The sequence below is a fragment of the Cytobacillus purgationiresistens genome, from assembly GCF_030813235.1.
Lineage (GTDB): Bacteria > Bacillota > Bacilli > Bacillales > Cytobacillaceae > Cytobacillus > Cytobacillus purgationiresistens.
Genome location: NZ_JAUSUB010000058.1, coordinates 1 through 11,746 on the forward strand (window position 1 = coordinate 1; position 11,746 = coordinate 11,746).

At 39.9% G+C, this 11,746-nt stretch carries 9 protein-coding genes; all 9 read right to left on the reverse strand.

Features of this window, described 5'->3' with window-relative positions:
* Window positions 1–348 precede the first annotated feature (348 nt).
* Window positions 349–2,268, reverse strand: a complete 1,920-nt coding sequence (locus J2S17_RS28255; protein ID WP_307480596.1) for a stage V sporulation protein D — start codon at window positions 2,266–2,268, stop codon at window positions 349–351.
* A 99-nt stretch (window positions 2,269–2,367) separates the two neighbouring features.
* Window positions 2,368–4,608: a penicillin-binding protein gene (locus J2S17_RS28260; RefSeq protein ID WP_307480599.1), complete on the reverse strand. Its 2,241-nt coding sequence runs from the start codon at window positions 4,606–4,608 to the stop codon at window positions 2,368–2,370.
* Window positions 4,608–4,970 (reverse strand): cell division protein FtsL, encoded by a 363-nt coding sequence (gene ftsL / locus J2S17_RS28265; RefSeq protein ID WP_307480602.1) that lies wholly within the window; start codon window positions 4,968–4,970, stop codon window positions 4,608–4,610. Before ftsL ends, J2S17_RS28260 begins: the two co-directional genes overlap by 1 nt.
* A 33-nt stretch (window positions 4,971–5,003) precedes the next feature.
* Window positions 5,004–5,942, reverse strand: a complete 939-nt coding sequence (gene rsmH / locus J2S17_RS28270; protein ID WP_307480605.1) for a 16S rRNA (cytosine(1402)-N(4))-methyltransferase RsmH — start codon at window positions 5,940–5,942, stop codon at window positions 5,004–5,006.
* A 117-nt stretch (window positions 5,943–6,059) separates the two neighbouring features.
* Window positions 6,060–6,491 (reverse strand): division/cell wall cluster transcriptional repressor MraZ, encoded by a 432-nt coding sequence (gene mraZ / locus J2S17_RS28275; protein ID WP_307480608.1) that lies wholly within the window; start codon window positions 6,489–6,491, stop codon window positions 6,060–6,062.
* A gap of 427 nt (window positions 6,492–6,918) precedes the next feature.
* Window positions 6,919–8,556 carry a bacillithiol biosynthesis cysteine-adding enzyme BshC gene (bshC, locus tag J2S17_RS28280; RefSeq protein ID WP_307480611.1) on the reverse strand — a complete coding sequence of 546 codons (1,638 nt, stop codon included), beginning with the start codon at window positions 8,554–8,556 and terminating at the stop codon, window positions 6,919–6,921.
* A gap of 115 nt (window positions 8,557–8,671) precedes the next feature.
* A complete protein-coding gene (locus J2S17_RS28285; RefSeq protein WP_307480613.1) occupies window positions 8,672–9,067 on the reverse strand; it encodes a DUF3397 domain-containing protein in 396 nt (131 codons plus the stop codon).
* Window positions 9,067–9,957 carry a 2-dehydropantoate 2-reductase gene (locus tag J2S17_RS28290; RefSeq protein WP_307480615.1) on the reverse strand — a complete coding sequence of 297 codons (891 nt, stop codon included), beginning with the start codon at window positions 9,955–9,957 and terminating at the stop codon, window positions 9,067–9,069. Before J2S17_RS28290 ends, J2S17_RS28285 begins: the two co-directional genes overlap by 1 nt.
* Window positions 9,958–10,091: 134 nt before the next feature.
* The gene (locus J2S17_RS28295; RefSeq protein WP_307480617.1) at window positions 10,092–11,633 is read right to left on the reverse strand and encodes an acyl-CoA carboxylase subunit beta; all 1,542 of its coding nucleotides are present in this window, start codon (window positions 11,631–11,633) and stop codon (window positions 10,092–10,094) included.
* Window positions 11,634–11,746: the final 113 nt, after the last annotated feature.

Below are 11,746 nucleotides of genomic sequence, written 5' to 3' on the forward strand. Positions count from 1 at the left end.
GTGCGAAGGAAATGAAGGTGCTCTTTCCTTCAGTTCCTTCGTGACTTAAGACCTCGAGGGGCTAGGCCCTGTAGCTGGACAACAAGAAAGGCGGAGGGGCCTCGCTCAGCCCCGACAAGCTTATGGTGCGAAGGAAATGAAGGTGCTCTTTCCTTCAGTTCCTTCGTGACTTAAGACCTCGAGGGGCTAGGCCCTGTAGCTGGACAACAAGAAAGGCGGAAGGGCCTCGCTCAGCCCCGAATTGATTACAGGTCAAATGATGTTTCCCTATTATTTCAAGACTAGCTTATATCCTAAAATAGGAAAACATAAAAATAGAGGCGGCATTTTAATTTGCCGCCTTAAAGTCTACTCCTGCTGATCAAAATAGAGTCTAATTGTGGATCCTTCCTTCAATTTCACGCCTGGAAGGGGAGATTGCTTCACCACTGTGTCGCCAGTGCCGCTTGCATCAATTTGCAGGTCGACCATCATCTCACCAATCTCACGCTTTGTAATCCCCACTAAGTCCGGTACTTCAATCAATGGTGAATCCGGCCAAGCAATTTCCTTCTCTATTTGGTCTTTTCTCGGCTTAACACCCATTGCTCGTAAACTATCGCCAATAATATTCCCAACAATAGGTGCAGCAACTACTCCACCAAACTGTACAGTGCCTTTTGGGTTATCGACAGCAGTATAAACAACAATTTCAGGATCATCTGCTGGAGCGAATCCAATAAATGAAACAACGTGATTATTTTCCAAGTACTTCCCGCCTTGTGCCTTTTGAGCGGTACCAGTCTTGCCGCCGACCCTGTATCCATCGACAAAGGCATTTTTTCCAGAACCTTGCGCAACAACTGTTTCTAATGCATGTCTGATTTCTTTAGATGTTTCCTTTGAAATGACTTGCCTTTTTGCTGTAGGAGATTTTTTCATAATCACTTCATCTGTTGTGGGATCGATGAGTTCCTTCGCAATGTAAGGCGTATACAAAGTCCCTCCATTAATAGCAGCTGATATAGCTGCTACTTGCTGAATCGGCGTGACCGAAACTCCTTGACCAAAGGCAGTGGTTGCTTGTTCAACTGGGCCTACTCGATCAAGATTAAAGAGAATACCTGTCCCTTCCCCTTGTAAATCAATACCTGTCTTTTGGCCAAAACCAAAGTCTTTAATATATTTAAAAAGCTTATCTTTTCCTAATCTTTCACCTAAGTTAACAAATCCAGGGTTGCAGGAATTCTGCACGACTTCTAAATAAGATTGCGATCCATGACCGCCACTTTTCCAGCAACGCAGCTTGGCTCCGCCCACTTCAACATAGCCTGGATCGTGGAAATGATCGTTTTCAAGATCTACTTTTCCTTCTTCTAACGCAGCAGCAAGTGTAATAATTTTAAAGGTTGAACCAGGCTCATAAGAACTCCAAATTGGCAAATTACGATTATAGACATCAGGGGATACATTTTGAAAATTTGCGGGATCGAAGCTTGGCCTGCTTGACATGCCTAGAATCTCTCCTGTATTTGGGTTCATTGCAATCGCAATGATGCCATCGGGATGATATTTTGCCTCAGCATTATCCAGCTCTCTTTCCATGATGGTTTGAACCTTTGAATCCACTGTAAGCATTAAGTTATTTCCATCAACTGGCGCCTGATAGTCATCCGCCATATCATTCATTCTTTCTCCCTTAGCATTTGCATAGAATTTAACAGAACCCTTTTCTCCCTGCAGCTCTTTGTCATAATAAAGTTCAAGCCCCATTAAACCCTGATTATCGATCCCGGCAAACCCAAGTACATGAGATAAATAATCACCGAATGGATAATGACGCTTTGAATCTTCACCAATATATACGCCATCCAGCTCAAGTGCTCGTACCGCTTTTGCCTTTTCATGGGATATTTTTCTTGCTTCAGGAATCTTTACACTCGATGCCCTTTTCGAGATATATTGATAGACTTTTTCCTTTGACATATTTAAAACAACTGAAAGCTTTTCTGCCGTATTCGCCGGATCTTTAATCTGACGAGGAACAACATATACTGTCGGCGCGCTCACATTTGTTGCGAGCGGCACACCATTACGATCAACAATCTGGCCTCTTTCAGGTTCAAATGGGATATCCCTGCTCCAAAGTTCCTTGGCGCCATCCGTAAGCACATTACCTAAAAACAACTGGACATAGCCTAGCCGCAAATCAATGATTAAGAATATAAATATGCCGACAAACAAAGCAGCTATTAATCTTTTTCTAACCGTTACATTCGATACGCGCATAATAAGAACGAACCTCCTTTTTCAATCTGGCTCGTTCCAATATATGCTTGTACTTATTCCTTTAGAACGGACAAGGGTGGCAAACGGGGCAGGAAACCGCTAATCTCTCACTTCGTCTGCTTCCTCTCCATTCTCACTCGACTCGTCTTGTGCACCTTCATCCTCAGCCTGCTGAGCACGATTACCTGGTGATTCTAATTCAACAATTAAGTAATCACCATCACTCAAGATCGATCCTGGACTCAAGTTTTGCTTGACCACATACCCATTTCCAACTGAATTGAGCTTCAGGTTACTGATTTTTACAAATTTCAATACATCCCTTAATGACCAACCACCGAGGTCCGGCACTGTGAGCTTTCCATCCGTTTTGATGAGAACCTTCTCGCCTTCAAGCATATTGAAAGTATCACCTGGAACTTGCTCAGCAACCTCTGCACCATCACCGATTACGACAGGGTCTAACCCTAATTCCTCCAGCTTTTTCTTAGCGGTTTCAACCTTCATACCACTTACATTTGGTGTTTCATTGACTTGAAGCTTGGCATAATCAGAAGGCTCTATATTTAAATAACTAAGACTATTCTTCATCACCGGCTTAAAGATTTGTGATACCGGCTCCGCTCCGTTCGTGCTTAAATCGATGTCCGGCTGTTGCACAGCTACATACACGATCAGCTCTGGATCATCTGCTGGTGCCATACCTATAAAGGAAAACACATAATTCTCATGACCAGTTAAGTAGCCTCCACCACTTTTCGGTATTTGAGCTGTCCCTGTTTTACCTGCTACTTCATAACCATCTATATTATAACGGTTGAATCCTGTTCCATTCTCAGACGAAACAACGGTCTCAAGGATATCTCTTACTTTCTTTGCCGTATTTGCAGATATAGGCTGACCAGCAATTTCTGTCTTTGTTTTTTGCTCTGTTTTTTCTTTATCCGCGTCAACAATTTCTTTAATGACATGTGGCTTCTTCATTTTGCCATCATCTGCGATTGCTGTTGCTGCTTGAATTTGTTGCATAGGGGTGATCGCAGTTCCTTGACCAAACCCTGTTGTTGCTTTTTCCAATGGCCATTCATATACAATTTTCCCACCTGTTTCATTCGGCAAATCAATTCCTGTCGGACGATCAAATCCAAATTCAGTCAGGTACTCTCTATATGTATCATAGCCTAATTGCTCTTTAACCATTTTTGCAATGGCTACATTGGAGGAGCGCTGAATCCCCTCTAAGTAGGAGATCGTTCCCCAACCCTTACCGCCATTATGATCTTTAATCTGCGGAGACTTTTCCGTTACCTTGTATGAACCAGATTGGAATGATGCGTCAGGTTGAAATACACCTTCTTCAATCGCAGCAGCAAGTGTAAATATTTTCATTGTTGAACCTGGTTCAAATGAATCCTCAATTGCAAGATTACGCCAAGTTTGATCAATACCTTCCTTAGTTTTAGGATCGAATGAAGGTCTTTGAGACATGCCAAGAATATCTCCAGTCTTTGGATCAGCCACAATAGCAATCATTTTTTCTGGACTATATTCTTCATCAACCTTACTCATCGCATCCTCAAGAAAGATTTGAATTTTTTTATCAATCGTTAAATAAACGTCTTTTCCATTTTTCGCCGGTTTAACAACTTCATCTCCATTTGGCAACAAATAGCCCCAAAGGTCGCTTTCATATGAAAACTTTCCATCCGTTCCAGTTAAGAGGTCATTCAAAGTCATCTCCAGCCCCATCATCCCTTGTGGCACCACTTTGCCTTCTTCGTTCTTTTGCTTATCAACATAGCCTATACTATGTGAGGCAAATAAACCGTTAGGATAGAATCTATTTGTATCCTGCTGAAATATGATTCCTGGAAGCTTTAATTCTTCTAATTCCTTTTTCGTTTGAATAGATAGATCTCTTCCTGCACTACCAAACTCAACCTGAAATGGATCCCCGCCAATTGTCAGGCGCTTATAAATATCCCCTTCGTCCATATCAATATACTTCGCCAGTTCTTTCGCAGTCTTTTCTGGCTCCACGACATGCTTCGGGTGATCTTTATCCGTTGTCATTGAATTACTTAAGATAGCAATTAACTGATAGGAGTTTGCATCTTCCGCTATCACTTCACCATTCCGATCAAAAATCGTACCTCTTCTCGCTTCAATTATACTTTGCCCTCCGTATAATTGCTTCGCTTTTGCAGCTACAACTTGTCCGCCTGCCTCCCCAGTAACTTGAATGGAAATAAAGCGGAACAATAAGACAAAAAAGAGCAGGCTGAATATTAGAAATAATATCACTGCTCCCACATTTATATTAGGTTGTTTCTTGTTCATTAATCATTCACAACCTTGGTATTTTCATTCGGAACTAGACCCTGTCTCTCTGCTTCCTTACGGATACGATCATATCTGCTTAACTCTTCGACCTGTATACCTAGGTCTGCATTGACTTGCTGTTGATTTTGAATGCCCGCTTCTGTTTTTTGAATCTCTGCATTCATTTCATAAATGGATGCCTGATTAGACACAATTTGGCTGGAGGCAAGAAATACCGCCCCTGCGAACGCAATTCCTAAAATTTTTTCACCGGGTGAGAGCAATGATTTTCTCTCAGATACCTTTTTAGGCTTTTGAACGGGTTGTTGTTGCTGCTGAAACTGTTGTTCTTCTTGTAGTTTTTGAGCTAAATTCCCCATATTTCCCCTCCTGTTTCATTTTATAGCATCTATTTATAGTTTAATTTTCTCTGCAATTCGCAATTTAGCTGATCTTGCTCTGTTATTTTGTTCTAATTCCTCTTCCGATGGCAATATAGGCTTACGATTGATTAATTTCATCTCCGGCTTATACTGTTCTGGAATGATCGGTAATCCATGTGGCAACTCAGGCGTTTCACTTGCCTGTTTAAATGTAGCCTTACAAATTCTATCTTCTAATGAGTGGAAGGTAATGACGCTAATTCTTCCTTCAAGGTTTAAGATGCCAATTGCTTTTTGCAAAGACTTTTCAAATACACCAAGCTCATCATTAACTGCAATCCGAATCGCTTGGAACACTCTTTTTGCCGGATGTCCGCCTTTTCTTCTCGCTGGTGCTGGAATCGCATCTTTAATGATATCGACGAGCTGTCCAGTACTTGTAATCGGAGCGATTTCTCTTGCAGCTTCTATCTTCCTGGCGATCTGCTTAGAAAATTTCTCTTCACCATATCTAAAAAATATCTTAACTAACTCACCGTATGACCAATTATTCACGACATCGTAGGCAGAAACATCTGCATCCGTATCCATTCTCATATCTAAGGGTGCATCATGGTGGTAACTGAAGCCTCTTTCAGGTGTATCTAATTGTGGGGATGAAACACCTAAGTCATATAAAATCCCATCGACTTTCTCTACGCCTAATGAGGCAAGCTCTTCTTCCAAATACAAAAAGTTGCTTTTTATCATCGTAATCCTGTCACCAAAGGCAGCAAGCTTTTCCTTTGCGTGTGCAATAGCGGCATCGTCTTGGTCAAAAGCGTAAAGCTTTCCTTTTCCTGAGAGCTTAGACAATATTAATTCACTGTGCCCAGCGCCTCCTAAAGTACAATCGACATAAATGCCATCTTCTTTAATATTCAGTCCATCAACCGTTTCATTAAGTAATACTGTTGTATGATCAAACATAGTTGTCCATCCTTTCCAACCGAAAAGCATATCGCATGTGCCGTCAGTTATGTAATTCATTTGTTAATGATTAACAGATCCCACGCGAAGCACTTTGGGAAATTAAGTATGACTAATCTAAATATCAAACCCAATCATATTTTCTGCAATTTCAGCAAAAGATTCTTCTGATCCTGCAAAATATTCTTCCCAAAGATTCCTACTCCAAATCTCAATTCGATTGGATACGCCTAAAACGACACATTCTTTTTCTAATTTTGCATATTGCAGCAGTGGGGAAGTGATATTCACTCTTCCTTGCTTATCGATTTCGCATTCAGTGGCACCCGAGAAGAAAAATCGGGTAAAGGAGCGGGCATCCTTTTTAGTTAATGGCAGAGCTTTGAGTTTTATTTCCATCTCTTTCCATTCGCTCATTGGGTAACCAAACAAGCATTGATCCAATCCGCGAGTCAAAACAAACGTCTCTCCTAAGTTTTCGCGAAACTTAGAGGGAACGATCAAACGACCCTTCGTATCAACGTTATGATGGTATTCTCCCATGAACATACCCGTTACACCCACTTTCTAACACAAATGTACCACAATCCTCCACTTTCCTCCACTATTTTAAAAATTTCGCTTGCCACCAATAAATTCCTGCAAAAATATTAAATTGTTTTCAGTTTTCGTTCGCCCTGTATTTACAATATTTTTTAAAAATATATAGTAATCTGTCTGAACCATAGAAACTGTAGTGTATTTTGTCTGCCAGCCCCTGCATAATTTGGCTGATTATCGCCTTCTTTCTTTCTTAATTATGTTTATTAATTTTAAAAAGGGGAAAAGACTTTGTTGTTCCATTCTATAGACAGGTAAAAAAGTAAACATGAATAAATCAATAAAAAAATTCCCGATTAGGGTGAATGATTTCGGATTTCAAAAAAACCACAAAAAAAAGGAAACATCCCTCAGGACATTTCCTTTTAAATGCAAACTATACTTTAATGATCTTATGGGTTCCATCGAAGCTCCAGTGATGCTCAAGGATTTGCGAGTAAAACTGCATACCGTAAAGATTCAAGTAATAAAGACCATTCCAAACTCTTTCTTGTGGGGCACCCCCTGGGGTAAGAGCAGAATCAATCCGCTCGTACTTTCGAATCATTGTGTCATGCTTTTTTTGATTAGAAAGCTCAAGCTTATCAGCGATAAAGTCTATTTGATTTAAAACAATCGTTTCATTTTTCTTAAGCATTGGGAGCATACCTTTGTCTTCATTCCTTGTGTGCAGTTCTAGAAGACGGTATTGATCAGATAACTGCTCTTTTATGGCTGAAAATATTTCATCTCTTTCTTTGCTTCGAATGGAATCCAGATAAGCTTGCTTCTTCTCTGAGGTACCATGTTGAAGTGTGTCCTCCAACTCCAATCCCAATTCTTCCATATAAGAATCCACCGGGCGTTCAATGATTGTGAAATTCAACCGCGGTACAAGTGGTGGCATCTTCATATTAAATTGATCAAACACCTGCTTTAATTCTGCCCAGTAGGCGATTTCACCAGGTCCTGCTATGAAGGCAAGAGTTGGAAATAACCATTCCTGCGTTAATGGACGCGTAACCACATTATTACTAAGTCTTTCCGGTTCGTTTTCTGCAACCCGAAGCAGCTCCTCATGACTAAATGAAATCACGCCATCCTTGCCGCTAAATTTTCTTTCCGCTTGATTATACTCAAGCAGAATTCGTTCCTTATACACTTCATCATAATAAAACAAGTTAGCCGCATTGTCTGTCAGCTCAATCATATTACTATAGCCATTATCTCTCACTGACTTCTGCTGTGAAATAACCGCATTCGTGATTTCAACTGCCGCATTAACTTGCTTCTTTAATATTTCCTTCTCTAAAGAACGAAAATTTTCATCTCCAGAGTCGACAAGCAGAAGACCGTATTCTTTAAATAGCTGCATGATGATATATGAGAAGAAATCAACAAAAGTGTTCGAACGATTGATGGCCTCATGAACAAATTCCAATAATTCGTTCGTAAATTCAGTTTCACCAAAGGATTCAATTACCTCTTCCGCCCACTTTAAACAAATCTCAATATCAAGTTCAATATTTGAAACCATGTTCTTCTCAAGTATTTTTTCCGGATAAACTCTTTTTTCCATTAAATGCTTACGATTTTCTACATACACATGATTAACTTCTTGATAATCATGGTCCTCCCCTGCTATCCAAAAGACGGGGACAATTGGGATACCTAACTCTTTTTCCTTTTGCTTGGCCAAGGAAATGATTGAAATAACCTTATGTATGGTGTAAAGCGGACCAGTTAGAATACCCGCTTGCTGACCCCCAATGACAACTGCGCTGTTATCTTCTTTTAGCTTTGCCAGTGATTCTTCTACTTTATCTGAAGACGGGAATTTCTCCATATAGGAATTAATATATGAGGATAATTCTTCTCTCATAAAGGACCGATTATTCAATTCATTAAGACGCGCCTGATAGTCTGAAGAATCATTATAGCGATAATGGAAAAATCGCTGAATATCTTCAGTTTGTGCAATATACTCTGTAGCAAACCGGTTTGTAGCCGGCAATGAGAGATTCAAAATCTCCATTTATGAACTTCCTTTCTAAACACATTTTCGCATTAATCCATATGAGTATAGCATTGTCAGAAAAGAAAAGAAAAAAACTTTGCTTATATGCACTGAGAAATTTTTATTATACTTATTAGGACATGGAAACCAAATAGGTCACTCTCTGAAAAATACCGATAAGCGTTAAAATGATATAGGCTGTAAAAAATATGAGGAAATTCGCACGCCAAAACCCTTTAAATATTCGTAAAAAGTCAATCTCCTGCTTTATCTTCCAATAACTAATAACAAATATAATAGCCGTAAACAAGAGGAGCAATAATATAACCCATAGTAAAGATTGTTTCCAGATAGAAATAATTAAATAATGTACAGAAATAATGAGCAGGAGGGTACTGACATCCAATGCAGCACTAACGGAGCGTTTATGCTGCTTCGTAACTTGTTTGGTAATCACAAAAACAATTAGATAGCCTAGCATTGGTAAAGTAATAAACGTTGCTATAACGGATGCAAAAGCCGCCCCCACTAATTCCCCTCCTTTTCTTCCAATCCTTTTATTAAATGAAATAAGCTCGCTGTTAACGGAGTATGTATTTTTTTGCGCCTAGCCTCATCCAATAGATAGCCGAGAATGGCATCTATTTCTGTCGGACGCCCTTCCTCAATATCTTTCACCATCGAAGAACGATTGGCTGCTGTTTGCCTACACACGGATTCCAAATATGAAAAGGTGTGATCTATGTCTTTTATATTTAAAACCTTTACTACCTCATGAAACATTTGCTGAAAAACAATATAAAAATCCTTATTCTCTACTAATTCACCATTTCTAATCTTTAAAATGGCCGTTATTGGATTAATGACTGCATTCACAACCAGCTTTTCTTGCAGCATGAAAAGATAATTGTTCTCTAATGTAAAGGAAAAATTAACAATCGGGCTGGAGAGTAATTCATGTACAAGTTCATTGCTCCCTTTGTACTTTGCCAATTTCGTCTTGCCAAACCCTGAATGAATAACTGTATTTCCGTTTACTTTTAGCGCACCATGTTCAACAACCCCTAAAAGAATTTCCTTTTGCTTTAACTCTTGAAGTATGCTTAGATGGCCCATGCCATTTTGCAGAAATAATAGAGGAGATCCTGTTTGGCTGCCCAATTTCTCCATGAGATCAGAGAGATGATACTGTTTTACTGCAAGGATTGTCAGGTCATTTTCATCTGTCCAATTATGTATAACATCCGCTTGAATTGTTTGATGATCTTCGGTTTGGTCACTTTGCATAATAAGTCCAGATGAAGATAATAAACGTGCTTGCTGCTCAGAACGGACATAAAGTGTAACATGATGATACTTATTTAAATAATGAGCGAATAATAGCCCGATGGAACCCCCGCCAATTATACTTATCTTCATACTAACCTCTTCTTTTGCCATTTTATTTAGTATTATTTTAACAGAATTTTTCAATAGTTGGAAAGAGCTAATACAATAAAATTTGCTTTTATACAAAAACCCCTTGTTCAAAAATCAGAACAAGGGGCCACTATTTATACCGGATAAACCGGATGCTTTCTATCGCTAAACGGCATGTCTTTTGTTTCATACAAATCAAATCTGCTAATCAGCATATTTCGCAATTCATCTGGGGCAACAATTTCATCAATGATAAGTTCAGATGCAAGCTGATAAATATCTATGGTTTCTTTATATTCCTGCTGCTTTTCCTGGACAAAAGCAATTCTTTCCTTCATATCTTCAATCGCATTAATTTTATTTGAATACACAGCATTCACAGCAGCTTCTGGACCCATTACCGCTATCTGTGCAGTTGGTAAAGCAATACAGCAATCTGGTTCAAATGCCGGACCTGCCATCGCGTATAGACCTGCGCCGTATGCTTTACGAACAACAACTGATATCTTAGGAACAGTCGCTGAACTCATCGCAGCAATCAATTTTGCTCCATGACGAATGATGCCTGCTCTTTCAACCTTTGTACCAATCATAAAGCCCGGTACATCAGCTAAGAATAATAACGGAATATGGAAGGCGTCGCAAAGCTGAATAAACTTTGCCGCTTTATCTGCAGAGTCAACAAATAAAACGCCCCCTTTTATTTTCGGCTGATTCGCAATAATGCCCACTGGCCTGCCATCGATTCGCGCAAGCCCTGTAATAATTTCCGCAGCGAAAAGCTGCTTTATCTCAAAAAAACTGCCTTCATCAATTAACGCATCAATACATTCGTACATATCAAATGGTGCATTTTGATTTTTGGGAATAATTGCTTCAAGCTCACGGCCAGCTTTTGGCTGTACATTCTCAATTTTTTTCGGCTTTTCTTTAAAGCTAGCCGGGAAGAAGCTGAGATAACGCTTAGCTGAGTCAATCGCCTCTTCTTCACTAAAGGCAAGAACATCACCGCATCCGCTGACTGTACAATGCATGCGTGCTCCTCCCATTTCCTCCAACGTTACTTTTTCTCCGATTACTTTTTCCGCCATTCTTGGAGACCCTAAATACATTGAAGCATTTTGATCAACCATGATGACGATATCACAAAAGGCAGGAATATAAGCTCCTCCTGCTGCTGAAGGACCAAATAATAAGCAAATTTGCGGAATCATCCCAGACAATTTAACTTGATTATAGAATATTTTCCCTGCTCCCCTTCTATTTGGGAACATATCCAACTGATCAGTAATACGCGCACCCGCTGAATCAACTAGGTAGAGAATTGGCACTTTGAGCTTTTCGGCTGTTTCTTGGATGCGAATGATCTTTTCCACCGTTCTTGCTCCCCAAGACCCCGCCTTAACTGTCGAATCATTTGCCATCACACAAACCGTTTGCCCTTTTATCTTTCCTATTGCCGTAACGACCCCGTCAGCAGGCAGATCTTTTTCTTTACAGTTCGCAAACTTTCCATCCTCTTCATAGATGCCATCATCAAACAGAAGCTCTAAACGCTTTCGGACAAAAAGCTTATTCTGTTCGGCAAGTTTTTCATGATATTTCGGTGCCCCACCAGCTTCAATCTCACTTCTTTTCTCTTTCAAAGTCTCAGCCAAAGTCTTAACAGATGTCATAAAAATCCTCCTTAATAGAAATGTGGAGGTGGCTTGCTTAGCCCCGACAAGCTTAAGACGCGGAGGAAATGAAGGTCGATCTTTACCTTCAATTCATTCGTGACTTAAGACCT